Origin of the sequence: Rhodococcus sp. 66b (assembly GCF_002076325.1) — a bacterium.
Taxonomy (GTDB): Bacteria; Actinomycetota; Actinomycetes; order Mycobacteriales; family Mycobacteriaceae; genus Rhodococcus_F; species Rhodococcus_F erythropolis.
In genome coordinates this window covers 216642-238732 of the sequence record NZ_MUZB01000001.1, presented here as the reverse complement: position 1 = coordinate 238732, position 22091 = coordinate 216642, and the positions used below count along the sequence as shown (strand labels likewise).

Below are 22091 nucleotides of genomic sequence, written 5' to 3'. Positions count from 1 at the left end.
ACCGTATCGATCCTGTCGGCTCAGTTCGGTTCGACTGTGCCCGAACCGATGACCTGATCGAGGAACGGCCCGAACATCTCCCCCAGGTTCTCGGCGATCTGATCTGGAGTACCGAAGGACAACGTCACGTGACTGATCGCCAGACGCACTATCGTGCTGCCGAACATCTCGGCATGGATGCGGTCGACGTTCGCCCAACTGGTCATGAAGATCTCGGCCAACCTCGCGCTCGCATGTTCGAGCAGCGGAGTCCCGTCGGTGGTGACCAGGCTCAGCAGGTCATGTTGCGGACGAGGACCGACAATACTGACCACCATCGGATCCCGGGCACCGGCGTCGAAGAAGGCACGGAAGGCCGCCGAGACCGCACCCCGGGGGTCCGAATGGTGCAGCGCTACTTCGCGTTCCACCTCTTCGAGGAACTCGTCGACGAAACGGATGAGGTATCCGGACGCCAATCCCTGCCGGGACGTGAACTCCTTGTACAACGTCTGCCGGCTCATACCCGCAGCTTCCGCGATATGCGCCATCGTGATGTCGTTCCACGATTTCTCGGTCAAGAGTTCGCGTGTGGCGTCGAGCGCTGACGCACGGAGGAGTTGACGAGCTGCCTCGTGGTACGGGACACGGGCACGAGCGGTGGACATATCGGGAAGATTTCCATCGCCCGTGCTCGGTGTCAAAACGGTGGACACGCAAGCAACAGAAGTCACGAACTCAGAGCACCGGTAAGGCGACAAGACCCGCCGCAAGTTCGGTCAGATCCCTGTTCGAATCGGCGAGTACGTCGACGCTGATGTCCGGGGAGCGTTCGATAAGGGTTCGGACGGCGCGAATGTCCTTCGGCCGGCCCACGCTCACAGCACCGACGATATTTCCGTCGCGCATGCAGATCGCAGTGAAGTCATAGGAGTCCAAGTCTCCTCGAACAATCACGGTGTCGTCCGCGCCTGGCCAACCAGCTACTTGAATGTTGCGGCCGAATTGGTTCGACCAACTCCATGGGACGGATTCGAAGGGTTCTTCCTTCCCGACGATGGTCTTGGCAACTGCAACTGCGTGGTCCTGCGCAGTGTTCCAGTGCTCACCACGGTGCATGCCGCCGAGAAAACCGTTGGGCACGTTGGCCACATCGCCGATCGCGTACACATCAATGACGGAGGTCCGGAGGTATCGGTCGACCGAAATCCCGTTGTCCACCGCAATACCCGCAGCAGCAGCCACATCGGTATCGGGCAAGGATCCGATTGCGACGACGGCCAAGTCCGCAGTCCACTCACGCCCGTCACGCGCACGTGCGGTGACACCGTCGACACCTGTCGTCAGCGTCTCGAGGTCGACCCCCGTCTGCAAGGCGACGCCGGCCAAGTTGTGCAGCGCGGCGATCTTCTCCGCTATCGACGGTGGAAGCAGCCTGGACAGGGGCAGCGGTTGCGCTTCGAGAACCTGCACACTGCAACCCAAGTCACGTGCCGTTGATGCCACCTCCGATCCGATCAAGCCACCGCCGACCACCAGTAGCGAGGATCCTTCGATCAGCTGGGATTGCAAGCGTCGCATGTCTGCGATATCCCGAAGATAGTGAACGCGCTCGGAATCTTCCGCGGTCAACCGTCGGGACCGTCCACCCGTGGCAAGAATCAGAACGTCGTAGTCGACGCCGTCACCGTCGGCTAAATGTATGGTGCGGGAATCTGTGTCGATTCTCGTGACAGTCACGCCGATCCGAAGGTCGATACCCTGCTCGTTCCAGAAAGTCGACGGCCGCAACCGAACCCGATCGATCGACGCTTTCCCGGACAGTAGTTCCTTCGACAGTGCCGGACGTCGGTACGGCTCCTCCGTTTCGCTGCCGATCAGGATGATGCTGCCGCCGAACCCTTCCTTGCGTAGGGCCTGCGCAGCACCGGAACCGGCGATGCCCGTGCCCACGATCACCACGGTCCGGGTGTCGGGCTCACTGACCGCTGTCATCAGCGGTCCACCTCGACCATCTCGAAATCGACTTTGGCAGCACCACAATCAGGGCAGGACCAGTCCTCGGGAATCTCGTCCCAGCGAGTGCCCGGCTCGATACCGTCGTCGGGCCAGCCGATCGCTTCGTCGTATTCGAACCCGCACTGGAGGCAGCGGAACAATTTGTAAGCAGTGGCAGTCTCGGACATCGGTTTTCCTTTCGCCTGTGAATAGTTCGATCAGGATTGCGCGACGAGCGTGAAGTCGACCTTCTCGCGGACGCCGCAGTCGGGGCAGCACCAGTCGTCCGGGATACTCGACCACGCGGTACCTGGCGGAAAACCCTCTCGCGCAGCGCCTGTCGATTCGGTGTACGTGTAGTCGCAGATCGGGCAGATGTAGGCGTTCATGCATTCACCCCGTAGGCCGCGAGGATCTTGGCGCGCTTCTTCGGCGCGATGTTGACCTGGGTGATGTCGCCTCGGTAGTGCTCGAGAACGCGGTGGTCCATCACCTTGCGCCACAGGGGTGGGACTGTTGCGAGCATGATCATGCTGGCGTAGCCGCTCGGGAGCTGAGGGGCCTCTTCCATACTGCGAAGCGCCTGGTAGCGACGTGTCGGATTCGCATGATGATCGCTGTGCCGCTGCAGGTGGTAGAGAAAGACGTTGGTGCAGATGCGATCACTGTTCCAGCTGTGTGCCGGCGTGCATCGCTCGTACCGTCCGCTTGCGGTTTTCTGACGTAGGAGTCCGTAGTGCTCGAGGTAGTTGATCGCTTCGAGTAACGAGAACCCGATGAAGGCCTGGATCACGAGGTACGGCGCAATGCCGATCCCGAATACTGCAAGCGCGACACCGAACAGGACTACAGACATGAGCCAGGCGTTGAGCACGTCGTTCTTGATGCTCCAGTGTGTGGTGCCCAAACGCTCGAAACGGGTCTTCTCGAGATGCCACGCCGACTTCAATCCCCCGCCGACGCTGCGCGGCCAGAAACCGTAGAGGGTCTCACCGAAGCGCGAGGTAGCCGGATCTTCCGGAGTCGAAACTCGAACATGGTGGCCACGGTTGTGCTCGAGGTAGAAGTGGCCGTAAGCGCTCTGTGCGAGAACGATTTTGGACAACCAGCGCTCGACGCTCTCCTTCTTGTGCCCGAGTTCGTGGGCGGTGTTGATGCCGATTCCGGCCGTCACGCCGATCGTCACTGCGAGCCCGATATTGGAGAGAACACTCAAATCCCAACGCGCCCAGATGTAGCAGGACAGGAAGAAGGCCGTGTACTGCAGCGGCAGATAGGCGTAGGTGCACCACCGGTAGAAGCGGTCGTTCTCGAGTTCGTCGATCACCTCGTCGGGCGGATTCTTCCCGTCCTCACCCGCAAGGATGTCGATGACGGGAATGAGAGCAAACGCAATCAGTGGGCCGGTCCACCAGAAGACATTCCATCCGGTGGCGGTAACAAGCCCCACGGCGATGAAAGTTGCCGATGACGGAATCAGCGCCAACAGCCATAAGTAGCGTTTCCGGTCTCTCCAAGTTGCGGGCCGACCATCTGGCTCGGTGTACACCAACGCCGCCATCGAATTCTCCAGTTCTCGTTCGGATCAGTGAGTGCGTCCTGCGCGGCAACCCGCGACACGAACAACATTTATGTATAGAGAGTGGACAAATTGCGGTCTTTTGTCAACGGTTTTGAAGGTAAAAATTTTACAAACATGCTGATTTGTACACGCCGGAAGCTCTGGGAGGGCCAGGTGTCGACTTCGGAATCCCCGGTCGATCCGCTCGCCAGAGCGCAGTTCTCATCCTTGACGGGCGATCCCCCAGCGCTCCAACCGTGATTGTGTGGTCGAAGTCGGCGCGCACTGCCACGCCGCGACCGAGCGAGAGGATCGACGATGGGGCACTACGACGACTTGGCGGACTCGAAGTTCGAGACCGGATTCCCGACTCGCGAGACTTCGATCTCGTTGCGAAACGAGTTGGTGTTCCAACGAGCCGTACAGAGCTATCTGTGGTCATTGCCGGCGATCAACATCTGGGCGATGAAAGAGGGTTCGGAATCGACGTTCGGTGCCGGATACAATGTCCTCCCGATATGGCAAAACCGAATCGATGCAAAGACTCTCGTGACAACCCCGAACTTCGACGTCGTTTATGCCATGGGATATCTCGATCTCGACAAATACGGCCCTTTGGTCGTCGAGGCCCCGGCGGGAGTCCAGGGGATTTTCGACGACTTCTGGCAACGTCCCATCGTCGGCCCCACTATCGAGGGACACACTTGGAAAGGTGATGTCGGCTTGGCGGGGCCCGACGCCGGATCCGGTGCGACATACGTGCTGTTGCCACCCGGGTACTCCGGGCCGGAACCGGCCGAGGGATACATCTACCGCTCACGCACCAACAACGTATTCCTTTTCTGGCGTGCGTTCTTCGCCGATCCCGCCGATTTGTCTCCCGCTGTCAACCGGATCGAGAGCACCGTCATATATCCCCTCGGACAGAAGGACGGCGCGTTACCCATGCAGTTCCCACGCGCTTCAGGGGTGGAATGCAACATGCTCTTTCCACAGGACGGCACCTACTTCGAGATGCTCGACAGGTTCATCCAGAGTGAGGCCGTCGACCCCTATGACCTTGACCTGCGCGGCTTTCTCCACACACTCGGAATCGAAAAGGGAAAAGCATTCGATCCCACTCCTGACGACCGAGAACTTCTCGACAAGGCCGCTCGCACAGCGTTCAAGATGTCCAAGGTGACAGTGACCAGCTTGCTGGCACTCGAACCGGGGGGCACTTACTATCCAAATCAACCGTGGGTCAACACTTTTGCCGGTGAGAATACCGAGTTCCAATCGAGCGGCACATTCACGAATCTCGAGCAGCGCGGTGCGTTCTTCACTGCGGCGTACTCCAACTCACCTGGCATGGTCGTGAACATCGTCGACAAGGGCGCAAAGTACCCGGCGACTATGAAAGATTCCGAAGGAAACTGGTTGGACGGGGGGAACTCGTACTCACTTCATCTACCTCCGGACTTGCCCGCGGCGCTTTTCTGGTCAGTTGCTCTCTACGACAGCGTCACCGCGTCCGGCCTCGACAACGGACAACCCTTCCCCTCGGTCAACACGATGGACAAACCAACGATCAACCCCGACGGGTCACACGACATCTACTTCGGGCCGACCAAGCCGAACGCTGCAGACGAGACGAACTGGCTCCGAACTCTGCCGGGAAAGGGCTACTTCGTGATCCTTCGTCTCTACGGCCCTGGCAAGCCATTCTTCGACCAGACATGGACGCCAGGTGATCTCGAGCCGATACGCTGACGCCCACGCGGAAATGGCCATTTCGCGAATTCACTACCCGGTTCCTCCGCCTGCCCCAGCACTCGGCCGAGCGCGTATTGGCTCAGCATTCAGAAAATCGAGCGCGCAGCAGTGCGCCGTAAGGCGCTCGCGCTTGGGGTGAAACGTATGCAGCCTCGCCATGCCGGGAGTACAGGCGATCGTCCTCGTAGCGCGGAAATACGTGGACGTGGTGGTGCCAGACGTCCTGGTTGCCCGCCGGTTCGTTGTGCTGCCTGGTCGAGACACCGTCACAGCCGTATTCTTCACGAATTGCAACAGCCACAGCCTGAACCAGGTCGAACACCGAGTGCCCGACGCTCGTGGGCAAAGTGTAGAGATTCTCGAAGTGTTCGATCGGTGACACAAGTACGTGGCCAGGGTTGTCCGGCCACCACTTCGGGGAAATCCGAGCAATTACATTGTCGGTTCGGGCGACGAGGTCGGTCGACGCGTTGTACTCGTCGAACTCACCGAGCGCGTAGCGACAGAACGGGCAGCGGTACCCCGGCGGCTCATGATGCAACTCGTCTGCCCTCACCTCGCGATCTTCCCACGATCTTCGATCCATGCAGGAAACCCCCAAAATGTCCGATTAGGGTCAATTTCCCCAAAACAGAAGTTCGCTTACCCATACTGAAATGACCGACTGTCCCCGACGTGAGTGGGTCCTCATGGATACCGACGTATTGGTAGCGGGCGCCGGCCCGATCGGTTTGACCACCGCGATCGAGCTGCGCAGACGCGGCATCTCCTGTCGAATAGTCGACCCCCTCGACGAACCGCGGCAATACGCGAAAGCCGTCGGGATTCAGCCACGCACTCTCGAGCTCTTCGAGAACATGGGGGTGCTCCGCCAGGCACTCGACGCCTCGACACTGATGCGCGGTCAGATCATGTACACGAACGGCGTCGAGGTCGCCCGCGTCGACCTCACCCTCCCCGAGGACGTTCCTTACTGGTTCCTCTGCCTCCCCCAGTACTCGACGGAGCGCATCCTCACCGAGCGCCTCGCCGAGCTGGGGACAACCGTCGAACGCGGAGTCGGTCTCACCGCATTCGAACAATCCGACGGCGCCGTCACCTGCACACTCAGCGACGGCAGCACCGTGAATGTCCAGTATCTGGTGGGTTCCGACGGCGCTCACAGCGTGGTCCGCAAAGGGCTTGGCCTGAGCTTCGAGGGCGGCGCGTTTGCGGAAAGCTACATGCTCGGTGACGTCGAAGTCGACTGGTCGATCCCCAGCGGCTACTCCGTCCGCGCCAACCACACCACCGACGACGGAACCACCGACGACCTACTCGTCTGCATCCCACTTCCCGGACACAAGCGGTACCGCATGTCGATGCTCGTTCCGGACGATTTGATGCCGGACGAATCGTCGAACAAAGCCTCTGTACAACACGGTTTTTCAACCGGCAAGACACCTGAACTCCATCACATCCAGGCTGTGATCGACAGATTGTCCCCAGAACCGACAACCGCCTCGATGCTGCGATGGTCCTCGGTCTTCCGCATCAGCCACCGCATCGTCGACGCTTACGGTCGCGGACGGGTTTTTGTCGCCGGCGACGCCGCGCACATCCATCCCCCGACTGGCGCGCAGGGCATGAACACCGGCATCCAGGACGCCCACAATCTCGCATGGAAGGTAGCGCTCGCCGTCAAAGGCGTTGCAACAACAGATCTTCTCGGGACCTACGATGTCGAAAGACGTCCGGTCGGTGAAGAAGTCGTCGGGATGACCGTCCGAAATGCTCGAGAAGGAATCGGTTCGGGAGAGTCTTCCATCGACACGGCAATGCGGCGCCAGGCTCAATTGTTGATCGACTACTCGGAGAGTCCGCTGAACACCGGGCGTGATTCTTCGAGTCCACACGTTCAACCGGGCGAGCGTGCACCCGATGCACGCGGAATGCGCCGAGACGGTGTGCAGTATCCAATTCGGTTGTTCGACTTGCTGTCCGGAGTCGACCACACGTTACTGCTGACTTCGGACGGATCCGCAGAGAGCATCAACAGCCTCGAGAAGGTCGCCGACGCCGCCATTCGATCAGCGCACGGCATGTTGGACGTCTACGCGATAGTGCCACCGGGAACCGTGACCGTCGATTCGTTGGTGCCTATCATCGAGGACAACGACTCGCAGCTATGCGCCGCGTATGGGGTGGAAGGTACGGCGGCGCTGGTCATTCGCCCCGACGGCTACCTCGGATTCCGTGGTCACCCGGAGAACGTTTCCGACTACTTCGCAAAAGTGTTTGCCGTCAATCAGGAATGAGCGAAGCGAACATCAACCGGATCTCGGGTGAGAGCTTCATCAACTCGACGTATCCACCCAATGGCCCGGCATCGAGGTAGGAGAACTCCATGCCGGCGCCCTCTACCCGACCTTGTTGCACCACCGACATTCCGCGACGCTCGGCCTCTAGCAACGTCGCCTCGTAATCGTCTGGAACCCAAGCCATGTGATGAACTCCGACGCCGTGAGTCTCCAGGAATTCCGTGTACAGGTTGCGTCCGGATACTGGTTGGATCAGCTCGAGCTGTTGGCTGCCCGCATATCCGATCGACACGTGCACGACATAGTCCGCGGGCTCCCCGCGATACGTTGTGGTCTCGGGGCCAAAGACGATGCCTGGCATACGCAGCCACCGCTCCACTCCCCACTGCCGAGTGAACTCCTGTTCGGCAGCCTCGATGTCCTCGACCACCCAGCAGATCTGGAAGATCGGTCCCGAGACCAACGGGTTCATGCCATTTTTCCGTTGTCGACCGAGTAGACGGCCCCGTGTATCGCCGAGGCGTCGTCGGAGGCCACGAAAGACACCATCTTCGCAACGTCCTCGGCTTCCATCAAGCCACGCGGCGACGCAACCTTCATGACGAGATCGAAGTCGACTCCGTCGGGGAAGGTGAATCCGGTGACTTGAGGAGTCATCATGCCGCCGGGGCAGATTGCGTTGACACGCAGAGATTTTCCGGTGAACTCCATCGCCATCGCTCGGGTCAGTCCGATGAGTCCGTGCTTGGCAGCGCAGTATCCAGCCGAGTACGCCTGCCCTTCCAGCCCCGCGATCGAGGAGACGTTGACGATGTTGCCGCCCCGTTCCAGCAAGTGCGGCAGTGCTGCTCGGGAAAGGAAGAACGGTCCGTTCAGATTGACCGCAAGGTCATGTGCCCATTCGGAATCCGCAATGTCTGCCGTGTGGCGCAACGAGTGCGATCCCGCCACGTTGACGAGGATGTCGATACCACCGAGTTCGTCGACACACGCTTGCACGGCCACATCACACTGAGCAGAATCCGAGACGTCCGTCGCTGCGTAACGACGCTCACCGTCCGTGCCGACCACCTCGACCATCGACTGCCGCAGCTTTTCCTTGTCACGGGCGATACCGAAAACCTTTGCGCCCCTGCGGTGGAGGATCTCGGTGACGGCGCGCCCCAACCCTGAGGACGCGCCGGTCACCAAGGCCACTTTTCCGGCCAGTACGTCTGCCATGGCCTAGGAAGCCGCTGCTTCGCGCTGGAGTTCCAGCGCGATGTCGATCAACTGATCTTCCTGGCCGCCGACCAACTTGCGCTTGCCTGCGCGCACCAACAGCTCCGCGGACGACACTCCGTACCGCTCGGCCTGACGCTCGGCATGCTTGAGGAAGCTCGAGTACACGCCGGCGTAGCCCATCATCAGTGCTTGACGATCGAGCAGGCATTCCTGCGGCATTGCCGGGCGCACAACATCTTCGGCTGCATCGGCGATGGCGAAGAAGTCGATACCGGTCTTGACGCCGATCTTGTCGCAAACACCGACGAAGGCCTCGACCGGGGCGTTGCCGGCGCCGGCACCGAACCGACGGGTACTACCGTCGATCTGCTTGGCTCCCGCACGAACTGCCGCAATGGAATTGGCGACGCCCAGGCCCAGGTTCTCGTGGCCGTGGAAGCCGACCTGAGCGTCGTTGCCGAGTTCCTGAACCAGCGCCTCGACGCGATCGGATACCTGCTCGAGTACCAGCGCGCCGGCCGAGTCGACCACGTACACACACTGGCAACCCGCGTCGGCCATGATGCGAGCCTGCTTGGCCAGCTTCTCCGGCGGAATCGAGTGAGCCATCATGAGGAATCCGACTGTTTCGAGTCCACGCTCACGCGCGAGGCCGAAGTGCTGGATGGATACGTCTGCCTCGGTGCAGTGAGTTGCAATGCGGCAGATGGACGCACCGTTGTCCTGTGCGATGACGATGTCGTCCTTGATGCCCAACCCGGGCAGCATCAGGAAGGCGATCTTCGCGTTGGTCGCCGTCTCGACTGCAGCTTTGATCAGTTCCTGCTCGGGAGTCTTCGAGAAGCCGTAGTTGAAGGAGGACCCGCCGAGGCCGTCGCCGTGAGTGACCTCGATGACCGGCACTCCGGCTCCGTCGAGCGCACCGACGATGGCTCGTACTTCTTCGACGGTGAACTGATGACGCTTGTGGTGGGAGCCGTCGCGCAGTGAAGTGTCGGTGACGCGGATGTCCCAGCTCGAATCGAAATGAATCATGTCGCTCATGCCTTCACACTCAGAAGCTTCTGGGCGATTTCCTCGCCCACCTTGGTGGCTGCTGCCGTCATGATGTCGAGGTTGCCCGCGTACGGCGGCAGGAAATCGCCTGCGCCTTCGACCTCGACGAACGTGGTGACCGTTGCATAGCCACCGGAAACGACGCTCGGTTTGTCGAACTGCGGTTCGTTGAGCAACCGGTAGCCGGGCACGTACTGCTGGATGTCCGTGACGACACGGTGAATGGAGTCGGTGATCGCGGCCTGATCGGCATCTTCGGGGATAGCGCAGAAGATGGTGTCGCGCATGATCATCGGCGGGTCCGCGGGGTTGAGGATGATGATCGCCTTACCGCGCTGTGCGCCGCCGATGGTCTCGATACCGCGGCTCGTGGTCTTGGTGAACTCGTCGATGTTCGCGCGAGTTCCCGGGCCGGCGGACAACGATGCAACGGAGGCGACGATCTCGGCGTACGCCACGTCGACGACTCGCGATACCGCGTAGACGATCGGAATGGTTGCCTGCCCACCGCAGGTGATCATGTTGACGTTGGGTGAGTCCAGGTGTTCACGCAGGTTCGCGGGCGGAACCACAGCCGGGCCGACCGCGGCCGGAGTCAGGTCGATGGCACGGATACCGGCGGCCTCGTAGCGTGGTGCTGCCTCGCGGTGCACGTATGCCGACGTCGCCTCGAAGACCAGGTCCGGTTTCTCCGCCTGGCTGAGCAACCAGTCGACGCCCTCGGCGGAGGTCTCGAGTCCCATCTTGCGGGCGCGCGCCAATCCTTCACTCTCGGGATCGATTCCGATCATCCATCGCGGTTCGAGCCACTCGGAACGCTGCAGTTTGTACAACAGATCGGTACTGATGTTTCCCGATCCGACGATCGCCACACTTGCCTTGGTCATGACTACTCCTACGTGAACTGAAGAGAGACGGAACCGAGGCCGCTGAACTCGGCTCGGAAGTTGTCGCCTGGATGAGCGTCGATCGCTCGCGTGCACGAACCCGGCAGAACGATGTCGCCGGCCTTGAGCCGAACTCCGAACGTGTCGACCTTCTGCGCCAACCATGCGACAGCGGTGACCGGGTTCCCGAGAACCGCATCGCTGCGCCCCTCCGCAATCCGCTCGCCGTTGCAGGTCAGAACCGCATCGATCGCCTTGATGTCGATGTCCGACGGGCGAACTCGTTCCTTGCCGAGAATGAACCCGGCGGATGAGGCGTTGTCCGCGATGGTGTCCGAGAGGCCGATCTTCCAGTCCTTGATCCGGCTGTCGATCAACTCGATGGACGGCGCATAGGCGACAGTGGCGTCGATGACGTCTTGTTCGGTGCACCCGGCGCCCGGCAGATCTGCTCCCAGAATGAAGGCGACCTCCACCTCGACGCGTGGGAAGCAGAAGCGCGACGTGTCGACCGGACGGTCCTCGAACTCTTCCATCTCGGCGAGCAGGTGACCGTAATCTGGCTCGTCGACGCCCATCATCTGCTGCATCGCCAGTGACGAGAGCCCGACCTTGTGCCCGACCACCTTTGCGCCACCGGCAACACGACGCCTGATGTTGATGAGCTGGATCTCGTAGGCGTCGACGACGTCGATGTCCGGATACGTGGCGATCAGCGGGCTGATCGGAGCGCGATCCCGTTCCGCCGAATCAAGATGGTCGGCAAGTTCGCCGCGGATCTGCGTCGAGAGCATCGTTCAGGCCTTTCCGACAGTGGAGAATGCGGCTGCATGCTGACCGGCTCGTCGTCCGGAGAACACGCAGTCGGCGAGCGACAAGCCGCTCACATACGAGTTGGAACAGATACCGACGGCGGTACGGCCGGCGGCATACAGGCCAGGGATACCCTCCCCGGCCTCGTTTTTCACCATGCCGGACGATTCGTCGACCACCAATCCACCGAGCGTGAGCATCGGGCACGGATTCATCATGTTGGGCTTGATCGAGACGTCGTACATCGTGAACGGCGCAGACAGTATCGGCCTGACGAAGTCCGACGGTTTGCCCATCGGATCAGGTTGTCCGGCAGCGGCAGCGGAGTTGTGCGCGTCGACGGTGGCTTGAAGGCCGGCGACGTCTATGCCCGCTCTACGGGCGACCTCGGCAATGGTGTTGCCACGCACTGCGGTACGCATCATGCCGGTGGTCTGTACCCGCTGGAACCACATCGACTGGTCACTGATCTGCGATTTCGCTTCGCGAACGAGTTCGGAATCTGCCAGCAGCCAACCGATTCCGTTGCTCTTCTCTGCCATCGCCTGACCGAGAGCGGCACCGTAACGTGACTCGTCGACGATTCGCGCACCGGATTCACCCACCAAAATGGAGCCGAGAAAAGCACTCGGCGGGACGATGAATCGCCAGGCGGAAACATTGCCGAGCTTGTCGGTGGCTCCCCCGGCTTCGATACCGAGGTTGATGCCTTTGCCGTCGTCCCCGGAGGTGCCGAGCGGGATACCGCCCTTGTAGGCGGGGGCATGGGTGCGCATCATCTCGCGATTGGACACGAAGCCGCCGGCGCTGAGGATCACGCCGCCGCGCGCCTGGATGCGAATCCGCTTGGCGTGCTTCTTCTCGATCTTCGCGATGAGTGCGTCGAGAATCGTGCGCAACTGCGGTGCGTAGACGCCGGGCTTGGAGGACAGGGACCCGAGCGTCGCGTGACGCCGACGAACTCCGGCAGGTGCGTCACGAAGAGTCAGTACTTCGACGCCGATCACCCGGCCGTCCTCGATGATCAGCCGGTCCGCTCTCGTCTGGCCGAGCAACTGGACGCCCTTGGCCTCCGCGGACTTCGCGAGCGGGCCGTAGAGCATCTTTCCCGACGTGCCACGCCCCTTGGCGCGATGGCCGCGAGGAGCAGGTTTTGCGATGTCACGGAACCCGCCGGCAGATTCGCTACCCGAGAAGTAGAGGTAGTGCTTGTTGCTCGGGTACGACGTCTTGTACGGACAGAGTGAGGCTTCGAACGGCACGCCGTGACTGCGCAGCCAGTCGATCGACGCCGGGCTCTCGTCGACGAACCGGCGCAGGGTCTGCGGCGTCACCGCGTCACCGACCTCGCGGTTCAGGTAGGCGAGCATGGCTTCGGGACTGTCCTCGACACCGGCTTCCTTTTGAATCACGGTGCCGCCGCCGGCGTAGTAGATTCCTCCGGAAATCGTGCTGGCCCCACCACCGAGTGCTCGGTCGATCGCCAAAACCGACGAACCGGCCGCTACCGCTTCGAGCGCCGCACTGGCGCCCGCCACACCGAACCCGACCACAAGGACGTCAACCGAAGTATCCCAGGTCACACCGCACCATCCTCAATCTCACTGCAACGTGTTTCGTTATCAATGACAACGTCCGGAAATACTTCCTGGCAGAAAGCATGGACTGACACCCCCATCATTCTATAACGTGTTCTACATGAGCAAGCAGGAATACGACATCGTCGTCGTCGGCAGTGGTGCCGCAGGTATGACAGCGGCCTTGACCGCAGCCCACCAGGGCTTGAGTGTGGTCATCGTGGAGAAAGCCGCCCACTACGGCGGATCGACCGCCCGTTCCGGTGGTGGGGTCTGGATCCCCAACAACGAGGCACTTCAGGCGGACGGTGTCACCGATACCCCGGAGGCCGCACGTTCCTACCTGCACAGCATCATCGGCGACGTCGTCGCTCCCGAACGCATCGACACCTATCTCGAGCGCGGTCCCGAGATGCTCTCGTTCGTGTTGAAGAACAGCCCTCTCGAACTGCAGTGGGTGCCCGGCTACTCCGACTACTACCCGGAAGCTCCCGGCGGACGCCTAGGTGGCCGCAGTGTCGAGCCCACCCCGTTCGACGGCAACAAGTTGGGCGCCGACCGCAAGAACCTCGAGCCCGACTACGTCAAGGCCCCCAAGAACTTCGTCATCACCCAGGCCGACTACAAGTGGCTCAACCTGCTGATGCGCAATCCTCGCGGACCCCTGCGCGCCATGAAGGTCGGCATGCGATTCCTCGCAGCCAAGGCCACAAAGAAGGATCTGCTGGTTCGCGGCCAGGCACTGGTCGCCGGTATTCGACTCGGACTTCAGTCCGCCGGAGTACCCATCCTGCTGAACACCCCGCTGACCTCCCTGTACACCGAAGACGGCGCAGTTCGCGGCGTCAACGTCCTAATCGACGGCGAGGAGCAGGTCATCCGCGCTCGCCACGGAGTTGTGTTGGGATCCGGCGGATTCGAGCACAACAAGGAAATGCGTGAGAAGTACCAGCGCGGACCCATCGGCACCGAATGGACCGTCGGCGCGAAGGCAAACACCGGCGACGGTATCCGCGCAGGCCAAGAAGTCGGCGCTGCAGTCGATTTCATGGACGACGCCTGGTGGGGCCCGTCCATTCCGCTGACCGGCGGACCGTGGTTCGCTCTCTCCGAGCGCACCCTCCCGGGCTGCATGATGGTCAACATGTCGGGCAAGCGCTTCGGCAACGAGGCTGCTCCGTACGTCGAGGCAACCCATGCGATGTACGGCGGTGAGTACGGTCAGGGCGAAGGCGCCGGCGAGAACATCCCGACGTGGATGATCCTCGATCAGCGCTACCGCAACCGCTACACGTTTGCCGGTATCACTCCCCGCTCCCCCTTCCCCGGCCGCTGGCTCAAGGCCGGCATCGTGGTCAAGGCGGGAACCATCGCCGAATTGGCCGAGAAGACAGGGCTTCCCGTCGCATCGCTGACCGAAACCGTCGACCGGTTCAACGGCTTCGCACGCAACGGCAAGGACGAGGACTTCGGACGCGGTGACAGTGGTTACGACGCGTACTACGGCGATCCCCGACTGAAGAACCCCAGCCTCGCCGAAATCAGCAAGGCTCCGTTCTACGCCATCAAGATGGTTCCGGGTGACCTCGGCACCAAGGGTGGTATCTGCACCGACGTCAACGGCCGAGCACTACGCGAAGACGGAAGCGTCATCGACGGCCTCTACGCCGCTGGCAACGCGAGCGCTCCGGTCATGGGCCACACCTACGCCGGACCAGGCGCGACCATCGGCCCCGCAATGACTTTCGGTTACCTGGCAGTACTCGACATCGTCGAGCGTGCGAAGAAGGCCGAGAGCACCGAGGCACCGGCAGCTGAAAAGACGGCGGTCGACCATGCCAATTGATCCGAAGATCGCACTCGGCGCCGAGCTTGCGCCACAAGAGTTCTCATGGACCCCGTCGGATGTGCAGCACTACCACCTGGCACTAGGGGCAGGTGCTCGTCCGCTCGATCCGAACGAGCTTCGATACCTCGACGACGAAAAGCCTCAGGTACTACCCACCTTTGCCACCGTCGCCGCCAACTTCCACGCCACCGAAGCGCCGAAGGTCTCGTTCCCCGGCGTCGAAATCGATCTGGCGAAGGTAGTCCACGGGAGCCAGGAAGTCACTGTCCATCAGCCGATCCCGGCAAGTGGAAGTGGCCGCACCACAACTCGAATCGCCGAGGTCTGGGACAAGGGCAAGGCCGCGGTGATCGTGCAGGAATCCGTCACGGTCGACGCCGAGGGCAACCCGCTGTGGACAGCTCGCTCGTCCATTTTCGCCCGCGGCGAGGGTGGTTTCGGGGGTGAACGTGGTCCGTCGGAGTCGATTACGCTTCCGGATCGCGAAGCAGATGAGACAGTGGTGACGCCTGTGCTTCCACAGCAGGCTTTGCTGTACCGGATGTGTGGTGATCGGAATCCGTTGCACTCGGATCCGCAATTCGCCTCCGCGGCAGGCTTTCCAGCGCCTATCCTGCATGGACTGTGTACTTACGGAATGGTCTGCAAGACCGCAGTGGATACCATGCTCGACGGCGACAGCAGTCGGGTAGCCGGATTTCGGGCCCGCTTTGCCGGGGTCGTATTTCCCGGCGAGAACTTGAGTATCCAGATCTGGAAAGACAATGGGCGACTCCTGATCTCAGCTTCCGTACTGGAGCGCGAAGCTCCTGCCCTGGCTGACGTAGTTCTCACTCTTGTCTGATACCAACCTGTCTGATACCCACCTGTTAGAACTCACCGTAGTTCTCGAACCCGATGGAGTAGCCCGAAGATGACGGCACAAGACGAAAAGTTCCGACTGTCCCGACGAGGTTTCATGGCCGCTGGAGCCGGCGCCGTGGCAGCGACCGCATTCGCCGGCTGGACGCCGGCCTACGCCGTCCCCGCCGGCTCCTCCGGCTCCGCGGGTGGTCCTGTCTCCACCCTCACACCGCCGCCCGCCTTCCCCGAAGGCATCGCGCTGTACCAGCAGGCATATCAGAACTGGTCCAAAGAGATCATGCTCGACGCGATCTGGACCTGTTCACCCAAGACGCCCGAAGACGTAGTCCGCCTCGCGAACTGGGGCCATGCCAACGGCTACACCATTCGTCCCCGCGGTGCCATGCACGGCTGGACGCCGCTGACCATCGTCAACGGTGCGCCGGTCGACAAGGTCATCCTCGCCGACACCACGGTCCACCTCACCGGCGTCTCCGTCAACGCCGGTGGCAGCCCGGCCACCGTCACCGCAGGACCCGGCGCGACCCTCGACGCCATCACCACCGCACTGCAGGCACAGGGCCTCGGGTTCGCGAACCTGCCGGCGCCCGGTGTGTTGACCATCGCCGGCTGCCTCGCCGTCGACGCTCACGGTGCAGCGCTCCCCGCCGAAGGCGAAGCACACGTTCCCGGACAGACTTTCGGCTCACTCTCCAACCTCGTCACCTCCCTGACCGCAGTGGTCTGGAACGGCAGTGAGTACGCGCTCGAGACGTACGCGCGTAGCGATGCAGCGATCAAGCCGCTGCTGACTCACCTCGGACGCACCTTCCTCACCTCCGTGACCTTGCAGGCCGCTCCCAACTACCGCATGCGCTGCGTCAGCCACACCGACATCGGTTGGCAGGAACTCTTCGGCGCCCGCGGAGCGTCCGGACGCACCTTCGAGAAGTTCGTCCGCGAAAACGGTCGCGCAGAAGCAATCTGGTACCCCTTCACCGAACGCCCGTGGATGAAGGTGTGGTCACTTGCCCCCACCAAGCCGCCGTTCTCGCGTGAGGTGACCGGGCCCTACAACTACATCTTCTCCGACAACCTCCCGGAGCCGGTCACCGACATGATCGGGCAGATCAACGCCGGAAACCCGGGCATCGCACCGGCATTCGGGCAGATCATGTACGCCACCACCGTTGCCGGACTCGCCGCGACCTTCTCCAACGACCTGTGGGGATGGTCCAAGGACGTCCAGTTCTACATCCGGGCCACCACCCTTCGTCTGACCGAGGGCGGCGGAGCCGTCATCACCTCGCGCGCCAACATCGGCCAGGTCATCCACGACTTCACCCAGTGGTTCAACGGTCGCATGGAGTACTACCGCTCTATCGGACAGTTCCCCCTCAACGGCCCCGTCGAAATCCGTTGCTGCGGCCTCGATCAACCCTCGGACGTCGAGGTCGACTCGGCAGGCGCCCCCACCATCTCGGCCATGCGCCCGCGCCCAGACCATCCGGAATGGGACACCGCCATCTGGCTCAACGTCCTCGGCGTCCCCGGAACCCCCGGCATGTTCGCGTTCTACCGCGAAATGGAACAGTGGATGCGTAATCACTACAACAACAACGACGCCACCTTCCGCCCCGAATGGTCCAAGGGCTGGGCGTTCGGCCCCGACAAGCCGTACACCGACGCCCCGATCATCACCCAGGGCCTCCCCCAGACCTACCGCGACGGCGTCCCATCGAGCGACAACTGGGACACCGCCAACGCCGCATACAACGCGTTGGATCCGCACAAGGTCTTCAGCAACACCTTCCTGGACCAGTTGCTGCCCTGAGGTCCAAGCACCAGGCACGCACTCTGCCAACTCGACGGTCGTCGCCACTCCCCTACTTTCGGGAGTGCGGCGGCCGTCGTGCGTTGCAGTGAGCGGGATGAAGGAGTCCCCCCGCATCCCGACCAGGTAACTGACTCAATCGCGATCAGGATGGATCGCCTCGTGCATACTTTCCACGGCCCTGGCATGAGTTGAGAGCTCGGACCGAGCCGACCGAATCGTGGCGCTGTCGCTGCGCGCCCCCGGCTCGGACGACGACGAGTCCTCTCCGGGGTTCGACGCGCCACCAGCGGGATGCTCGGAGGAGCCGGTGCGCTCTTCCCTCTCCGCGCGGGCGCGCAACAACGACTCGGACTTCGGGGTATTTCGCATCGGAGCATTGTCCCAGATTCATCTCCCATGACTCACATGGAGCGCTCTCACCCCCGGTGACCAGGCCGTTCCTGAACATCGATACCTAGAAAGTTCGCGACAAAATATCTACAGCGGTCAGGGTAGACATTCTCACGAGGGTGTTGTATCTTTTTTCTCGTAGCAAGGAACGAGTCAAGAGATGCGGGAGAGATGAACTACCCGCAAGCAGTACCGCAGGGCAGGGACGTGCCGGGGCCGAATTCGTGTGTGAGTGTGTAGTCGGACCCGGCACCCCCCCTTCAAAGCGGCTACCGGACGTTTTGTGCGAGTCCGGAAGTTCGAAAGAATGCAGTTATGTAAGTAAGTTCAACCCCATCCGGCCCCCGGCGCACCTCGCGCCGGGGGCCCCGTCCGTTCAGCGAAAGAAGCGAGCCATTCCGGCAGATACACCACCGGGGGACCCCTCCGGCAGATTCGACGACGAGAACTATCCTGCGTACAGCATGGGACATGCGGCCGAGATCCTCGGTGTCAGGCAAGCTTTCCTTCGTAGCCTCGATGCCGCGAAACTGCTTACCCCACAACGCTCTGAGGGCGGACATCGCCGCTACTCCCGGTACCAGCTGCGCATCGCGGCCCGCGCGCACGAACTCGTAGCCAACGGCACGGCGCTCGACGCGGCTTGCCGCATCATCATCCTCGAAGACCAACTCACCGAGGCTCGTCGCATCAACGCCGAGCTCCAGCAAGCACAGGACCGACGAGCGGAATCGGACGCAACGCCGGACTGAGGACTGACGTGATCAGGCACTGGGAGTAGCAGTCACCCCTAACCGTCAATCTGTTCCCTCCCCCTTCGAACTGCGCTAAATTCAGTCAATTGGGACATTGCTAGGCGTCGGTTGCTCGATTTCCACATCGAAGGGATCGCAGGCATGAATTCCTCCCACCACCGCACTCGGGTGCGGCTAGCTGCTCTGTCGATCGCCTTGACCGTTGCCATTGCAACCGCTGCGTGCAGTTCCGACGAGGACTCGGCAACAAACACGAGCAGCGCATCTCCCAGCACCGCGAGCAGTCAGGAATCCACCGAGATCGCGGACCTCGTCCGCCGTCAGGTGGCCGACTTGGGCCTCAGTGCCGCCGTGTTCGGAGTGTGGCGGGGCGACGACGAGATTGCTCTCGGTGCCGTCGGAGAGTCCCCTATCGGAGTTCCGGCGACAACCGACATGCAGTTGCGCGTCGGTCAGCCGATGGAACCGATGCTCTCGACAGTTCTGCTGCAACTCGACGAAGAGGGAACGCTTCCCCTCGATCAACCGATCGCGAAGTGGGAACCGAACTTTCCACGCGCAGAGACCATCACTCCACGAATGCTGGCCAACAGCACGTCGGGCATCTCCGACTACGTGACCGATCCACAGTTCCTCAAACTCTTCACGGACAACCCGATGAAAGGCTGGACTTCTCAGGAGATCCTGAATCTTGCCAACTCCCGCCCACCGCTGTTCGAACCCGGCACCAGTTGGGCGTACGCGCACAGCGACCTGACGCTGCTCGGCGACGTCATGGAGAAAGCGACTGGAAAACCGCTGGGCGACCTACTTCAGCAGCGCGTCTTCGATCCGCTCGGGATGGATCACAGCAGCGTTGTGCTCACGTCGCAGATGGACGAGCCGATCCTGCACGGCTACACCAATGAACGCGGAGTATTCGAAGACTCCACTTTCTGGAATCCGACGGCTTTCCTGCACAGCGGAAACATGAACGCGCCTGTCGCCGACGTCGGAAAGTGGGTGCGCGCGCTCGGAACGGGAGAGTTGCTCTCCGACAAGGCTTTCGAGCAGCAGATGGCGCCGACGACTGCGGGCTTGGGAAGTATGACGGCGGACAAGTTCTTTTCCTTCGGGACCGGGCACCTCGACGGTTGGCTGGTGATGAACCCGTCGTACGGCGGCTACAACGGGCTTGCGCTCTATTACCCCGACTCGAAGACGACGATCGTCGTCTACGCCACGCTCGGGCCGACAACCAACGCGGACCTCAACAACGCCGTGCCGATGGGCAAGGCGATCGGAACCCTCCTCGAACCGGATCACCCACCGCAGGTCCCGACGCCGTGACGCGCCACACACGCTGGTAGCAAACAGCGTCGGTCGGCAACTTCCTGTTTACGCACGGATTACCTCCAGGACTTATCGCCCCATCACCATTCTCTTCAGTACCGAACGAAACGCGTCGGACCGCGGGTTGTCTCGCCAGTGAACGAGAACGTAGATAGATGGGGACAGGCCCGATGAGGAAATACGCGATGTCAGTGGCATGCACGGTTGCAGTCACAGCGGGGGTGACTCTTGTGATGTCGGTGCCTGCCGGAGCGGACCCGAATGACAGTGGGTCGTGCCCTGCCGGTGCGGTATTCGCGGTCGGCGGAACGTGGGATCCGACGGGACAAACGACGCAACCCGTCACCGACCGCTACGTGGCCCAGGGTTACGCCTCCAAGCCGGTGACCTACCCCGCCAGCTTCTGGCCGCTCGGCGATCAGACGTACGACCAGAGCGTTGCCGCCGGCGCCCAGACGCTTCGCACTGAAGTCAACGCTTTCCACGCTCAGTGCCCGGGCAGCGAGATCGTCGTCACCGGATACTCACAGGGAGCGCGTATTGCCGGCGACGTTCTCGGTGACATCGCACGCGACGGATCCATTCCGCAGTCGCAAGTCGAAGGCGTCCTCTACGCCGACCCTCGCAACTCGGCCGGGGGCATCGAAACCGTAGTGCCCAATGTCGTTCCGGGAGCGACGATGTCCGGAGCACGCGGTGGATTCGGAGACATCGCAGTGCAGGAAGTCTGCATCGAGGGTGACGGCATCTGCAACATGCCCAAGCCGCGTGATGCGCCCGAGGTGTTCGTGGATTCGGTCTTCGGCTACTTCACGAAGCACAACACCTATACGCCGATGATGTCCGAGCCCGCTCCGCCTGCTCCCCCGGCACTGCCGCAGACGCCGTCTGTGCCACTGCAACCCGCTGACGTTGCCACTGCGATCGTGACGCGGGTCGTCGAGAACATCACTCCGTATCTGAGCGCTGCACTCGCGACCGTGCTGACGAAGTAACGCGATACCGCCTGTTCGGTTGACTGAAAGTCGACCGATTCGTACAAGTCGAGAGCCACCAGTATCGAGCACCATCGATCACATGCTCACCTTCATCGTCAGATACGGGTACGTCCCGTTCATGCTCTTGGGAATCAACGGAGCCGCAATCGCGCTGGCGGCATCCGGCGCGCCGAAATGGTCACTGGTGGCATTGATTCTCTTCGCAGTGGCCTGCTCTTTCGCGGCCGAACGGGCGCTTCCCTACGAATCTTCGTGGAATGCCCCGGGACCGGACAGGTTTCGCGACGCTGTCCATGCGTTTGTCAACGAATCCCTCATCTTGGTCAGCGTCGCGGTAATCCCGTTGATGGCCGCGGTGATTCCGTTCGACGGGCTGTGGCCGAGCGGTCTTCCGTTTGTCCTTCAGGTCGTCTTCGCAGTGTTGGTTGCCGATTTCGGCATCACCGTGGTGCATTTGATCAGCCACAAGGTTGGATGGTTGTGGCGTTTCCACGCGGTTCATCACAGCCTCGAACGGTTCTACGGTATGAACGGACTGATGAAGCACCCCGTGCATCAGACTTTCGAAACCGCCGGCGGCGTCCTGCCACTGATCCTCCTCGGGATGCCCGTTCCAGTTGCCTCGGCGCTCGCGGTTTGTGTCGCTGTCCAACTCCTGCTTCAGCATTCGAATGCCGATTACCGCATCGGCCCCCTGCGTCCGATACTCGCCCTCAACGCCGGCCACCGATTCCATCACCTGAAGTGGGCGGGAATCGGTGACGTCAATTTCGGTTTGTTCACTCTGATCTGGGATCACCTTTTCCGCACTTATTCTTTCGATCCGGAAAAGCGCTTCAGCAGTGACGATCTCGGAATGGCGGCCAAACCCGACTACCCGGACGACTACCTCGGCCAGTTGGCCGAACCGTTCCGGAAACAGAACTGACGGACGATC

General features: G+C 61.7%; 22 protein-coding genes. 9 read left to right on the top strand and 13 right to left on the bottom strand.

The features are described from left to right. Positions 1-20: 20 nt before the first annotated feature. From B0E55_RS01110 to B0E55_RS01090, 5 genes are all read right to left on the bottom strand, one after another. A complete protein-coding gene (locus B0E55_RS01110; RefSeq protein WP_020906152.1) occupies positions 21-647 on the bottom strand; it encodes a TetR/AcrR family transcriptional regulator in 627 nt (208 codons plus the stop codon). A gap of 70 nt (positions 648-717) precedes the next feature. Beyond that, positions 718-1974, bottom strand: a complete 1257-nt coding sequence (locus B0E55_RS01105) for an NAD(P)/FAD-dependent oxidoreductase (protein ID WP_029254462.1) — start codon at positions 1972-1974, stop codon at positions 718-720. Next, the gene (locus B0E55_RS01100) at positions 1974-2165 is read right to left on the bottom strand and encodes a rubredoxin (protein WP_007734094.1); all 192 of its coding nucleotides are present in this window, start codon (positions 2163-2165) and stop codon (positions 1974-1976) included. The genes B0E55_RS01105 and B0E55_RS01100 overlap by 1 nt, the downstream gene beginning before the upstream one ends. A gap of 30 nt (positions 2166-2195) precedes the next feature. After that, the gene (locus tag B0E55_RS01095) at positions 2196-2366 is read right to left on the bottom strand and encodes a rubredoxin (protein WP_020906150.1); all 171 of its coding nucleotides are present in this window, start codon (positions 2364-2366) and stop codon (positions 2196-2198) included. After that, positions 2363-3538, bottom strand: a complete 1176-nt coding sequence (locus tag B0E55_RS01090; RefSeq protein WP_029254461.1) for an alkane 1-monooxygenase — start codon at positions 3536-3538, stop codon at positions 2363-2365. Before B0E55_RS01090 ends, B0E55_RS01095 begins: the two co-directional genes overlap by 4 nt. Positions 3539-3856: 318 nt before the next feature. On the opposite strand from B0E55_RS01090, the gene B0E55_RS01085 reads away from it, so the two are divergent. Continuing rightward, complete coding sequence (locus B0E55_RS01085; RefSeq protein WP_020968429.1) at positions 3857-5290, top strand: DUF1254 domain-containing protein; 1434 nt, start codon at positions 3857-3859, stop codon at positions 5288-5290. Between the two features lie 82 nt (positions 5291-5372). Here the strand turns inward: B0E55_RS01085 and B0E55_RS01080 are convergent, their stop codons facing one another. Then, entirely contained in the window at positions 5373-5879 is a 507-nt protein-coding gene (locus tag B0E55_RS01080; RefSeq protein ID WP_230587419.1) for an HIT family protein, read from the bottom strand. Positions 5880-5982: 103 nt separating this feature from the next. Between B0E55_RS01080 and B0E55_RS01075 the strand changes: the two genes are divergently transcribed. Continuing rightward, complete coding sequence (locus B0E55_RS01075) at positions 5983-7590, top strand: FAD-dependent monooxygenase (RefSeq protein ID WP_080908919.1); 1608 nt, start codon at positions 5983-5985, stop codon at positions 7588-7590. Here the strand turns inward: B0E55_RS01075 and B0E55_RS01070 are convergent. The 6 genes from B0E55_RS01070 to B0E55_RS01045 are packed head-to-tail and all read right to left on the bottom strand — an operon-like array spanning position 7577 to position 13156. Next, positions 7577-8065, bottom strand: coding sequence for a VOC family protein (locus tag B0E55_RS01070; RefSeq protein ID WP_020906146.1), 489 nt, complete (start codon positions 8063-8065; stop codon positions 7577-7579). The genes B0E55_RS01075 and B0E55_RS01070 overlap by 14 nt on opposite strands. Continuing rightward, on the bottom strand, positions 8062-8814 hold the full coding sequence (locus B0E55_RS01065; RefSeq protein ID WP_080908918.1) for an SDR family NAD(P)-dependent oxidoreductase: 753 nt from the start codon (positions 8812-8814) through the stop codon (positions 8062-8064). Before B0E55_RS01065 ends, B0E55_RS01070 begins: the two co-directional genes overlap by 4 nt. A 3-nt stretch (positions 8815-8817) precedes the next feature. Beyond that, positions 8818-9861 carry a 4-hydroxy-2-oxovalerate aldolase gene (gene dmpG, locus B0E55_RS01060; protein ID WP_020906144.1) on the bottom strand — a complete coding sequence of 348 codons (1044 nt, stop codon included), beginning with the start codon at positions 9859-9861 and terminating at the stop codon, positions 8818-8820. Beyond that, positions 9858-10760, bottom strand: a complete 903-nt coding sequence (locus tag B0E55_RS01055) for an acetaldehyde dehydrogenase (acetylating) (RefSeq protein ID WP_080908917.1) — start codon at positions 10758-10760, stop codon at positions 9858-9860. Before B0E55_RS01055 ends, dmpG begins: the two co-directional genes overlap by 4 nt. Before the next feature lie 8 nt (positions 10761-10768). Continuing rightward, the gene (locus B0E55_RS01050; protein WP_003945480.1) at positions 10769-11554 is read right to left on the bottom strand and encodes a 2-keto-4-pentenoate hydratase; all 786 of its coding nucleotides are present in this window, start codon (positions 11552-11554) and stop codon (positions 10769-10771) included. Positions 11555-11557: 3 nt separating this feature from the next. Continuing rightward, positions 11558-13156: an FAD-binding protein gene (locus B0E55_RS01045; RefSeq protein WP_070385814.1), complete on the bottom strand. Its 1599-nt coding sequence runs from the start codon at positions 13154-13156 to the stop codon at positions 11558-11560. 115 nt (positions 13157-13271) lie between these two features. On the opposite strand from B0E55_RS01045, the gene kstD reads away from it, so the two are divergent. From kstD to B0E55_RS01030, 3 genes are all read left to right on the top strand, one after another. After that, the gene (gene kstD / locus B0E55_RS01040; RefSeq protein WP_198538381.1) at positions 13272-14996 is read left to right on the top strand and encodes a 3-oxosteroid 1-dehydrogenase; all 1725 of its coding nucleotides are present in this window, start codon (positions 13272-13274) and stop codon (positions 14994-14996) included. Further along, positions 14986-15843, top strand: a complete 858-nt coding sequence (locus B0E55_RS01035) for a MaoC/PaaZ C-terminal domain-containing protein (RefSeq protein WP_003945880.1) — start codon at positions 14986-14988, stop codon at positions 15841-15843. Before kstD ends, B0E55_RS01035 begins: the two co-directional genes overlap by 11 nt. A 69-nt stretch (positions 15844-15912) precedes the next feature. Beyond that, positions 15913-17676, top strand: a complete 1764-nt coding sequence (locus B0E55_RS01030) for a cholesterol oxidase substrate-binding domain-containing protein (RefSeq protein ID WP_020906140.1) — start codon at positions 15913-15915, stop codon at positions 17674-17676. A gap of 135 nt (positions 17677-17811) precedes the next feature. Here B0E55_RS01030 and B0E55_RS31495 read toward each other — a convergent pair whose 3' ends face one another. Then, on the bottom strand, positions 17812-18048 hold the full coding sequence (locus B0E55_RS31495) for a hypothetical protein (protein WP_125461407.1): 237 nt from the start codon (positions 18046-18048) through the stop codon (positions 17812-17814). A gap of 485 nt (positions 18049-18533) precedes the next feature. Between B0E55_RS31495 and B0E55_RS01025 the strand changes: the two genes are divergently transcribed. The 4 genes from B0E55_RS01025 to B0E55_RS01010 all read left to right on the top strand — a co-directional run bounded on the left by B0E55_RS01025 (position 18534) and on the right by B0E55_RS01010 (position 22082). Continuing rightward, positions 18534-18821, top strand: a complete 288-nt coding sequence (locus B0E55_RS01025; protein WP_020906139.1) for a MerR family transcriptional regulator — start codon at positions 18534-18536, stop codon at positions 18819-18821. Positions 18822-18965: 144 nt separating this feature from the next. Then, the gene (locus B0E55_RS01020) at positions 18966-20153 is read left to right on the top strand and encodes a serine hydrolase domain-containing protein (RefSeq protein ID WP_176450500.1); all 1188 of its coding nucleotides are present in this window, start codon (positions 18966-18968) and stop codon (positions 20151-20153) included. 188 nt (positions 20154-20341) lie between these two features. Next, positions 20342-21151: a PE-PPE domain-containing protein gene (locus B0E55_RS01015; protein ID WP_020968420.1), complete on the top strand. Its 810-nt coding sequence runs from the start codon at positions 20342-20344 to the stop codon at positions 21149-21151. 82 nt (positions 21152-21233) lie between these two features. Next, a complete protein-coding gene (locus tag B0E55_RS01010) occupies positions 21234-22082 on the top strand; it encodes a sterol desaturase family protein (RefSeq protein WP_019746874.1) in 849 nt (282 codons plus the stop codon). The last annotated feature ends 9 nt before the right edge of the window (positions 22083-22091 follow it).

Excerpts from the sequence above, each read along its gene's own strand:
- dmpG (WP_020906144.1), bottom strand. The coding sequence starts at position 9,861 with ATGAGCGACATGATTCATTTCGATTCGAGCTGGGACATCCGCGTCACC.
- B0E55_RS01085 (WP_020968429.1), top strand. The coding sequence starts at position 3,857 with ATGGGGCACTACGACGACTTGGCGGACTCGAAGTTCGAGACCGGATTC.
- B0E55_RS01030 (WP_020906140.1), top strand. The coding sequence starts at position 15,913 with ATGACGGCACAAGACGAAAAGTTCCGACTGTCCCGACGAGGTTTCATG.
- B0E55_RS01080 (WP_230587419.1), bottom strand. The coding sequence starts at position 5,879 with ATGGATCGAAGATCGTGGGAAGATCGCGAGGTGAGGGCAGACGAGTTG.
- B0E55_RS01025 (WP_020906139.1), top strand. The coding sequence starts at position 18,534 with ATGGGACATGCGGCCGAGATCCTCGGTGTCAGGCAAGCTTTCCTTCGT.
- B0E55_RS01035 (WP_003945880.1), top strand. The coding sequence starts at position 14,986 with ATGCCAATTGATCCGAAGATCGCACTCGGCGCCGAGCTTGCGCCACAA.
- B0E55_RS01105 (WP_029254462.1), bottom strand. The coding sequence starts at position 1,974 with ATGACAGCGGTCAGTGAGCCCGACACCCGGACCGTGGTGATCGTGGGC.
- B0E55_RS01090 (WP_029254461.1), bottom strand. The coding sequence starts at position 3,538 with ATGGCGGCGTTGGTGTACACCGAGCCAGATGGTCGGCCCGCAACTTGG.
- B0E55_RS01095 (WP_020906150.1), bottom strand. The coding sequence starts at position 2,366 with ATGAACGCCTACATCTGCCCGATCTGCGACTACACGTACACCGAATCG.
- B0E55_RS01070 (WP_020906146.1), bottom strand. The coding sequence starts at position 8,065 with ATGAACCCGTTGGTCTCGGGACCGATCTTCCAGATCTGCTGGGTGGTC.
- B0E55_RS01010 (WP_019746874.1), top strand. The coding sequence starts at position 21,234 with ATGCTCACCTTCATCGTCAGATACGGGTACGTCCCGTTCATGCTCTTG.
- B0E55_RS01110 (WP_020906152.1), bottom strand. The coding sequence starts at position 647 with ATGTCCACCGCTCGTGCCCGTGTCCCGTACCACGAGGCAGCTCGTCAA.
- kstD (WP_198538381.1), top strand. The coding sequence starts at position 13,272 with ATGAGCAAGCAGGAATACGACATCGTCGTCGTCGGCAGTGGTGCCGCA.
- B0E55_RS01055 (WP_080908917.1), bottom strand. The coding sequence starts at position 10,760 with ATGACCAAGGCAAGTGTGGCGATCGTCGGATCGGGAAACATCAGTACC.
- B0E55_RS01020 (WP_176450500.1), top strand. The coding sequence starts at position 18,966 with ATGAATTCCTCCCACCACCGCACTCGGGTGCGGCTAGCTGCTCTGTCG.
- B0E55_RS01075 (WP_080908919.1), top strand. The coding sequence starts at position 5,983 with ATGGATACCGACGTATTGGTAGCGGGCGCCGGCCCGATCGGTTTGACC.
- B0E55_RS01015 (WP_020968420.1), top strand. The coding sequence starts at position 20,342 with ATGTCAGTGGCATGCACGGTTGCAGTCACAGCGGGGGTGACTCTTGTG.
- B0E55_RS01065 (WP_080908918.1), bottom strand. The coding sequence starts at position 8,814 with ATGGCAGACGTACTGGCCGGAAAAGTGGCCTTGGTGACCGGCGCGTCC.
- B0E55_RS01100 (WP_007734094.1), bottom strand. The coding sequence starts at position 2,165 with ATGTCCGAGACTGCCACTGCTTACAAATTGTTCCGCTGCCTCCAGTGC.
- B0E55_RS31495 (WP_125461407.1), bottom strand. The coding sequence starts at position 18,048 with ATGCGAAATACCCCGAAGTCCGAGTCGTTGTTGCGCGCCCGCGCGGAG.
- B0E55_RS01050 (WP_003945480.1), bottom strand. The coding sequence starts at position 11,554 with ATGCTCTCGACGCAGATCCGCGGCGAACTTGCCGACCATCTTGATTCG.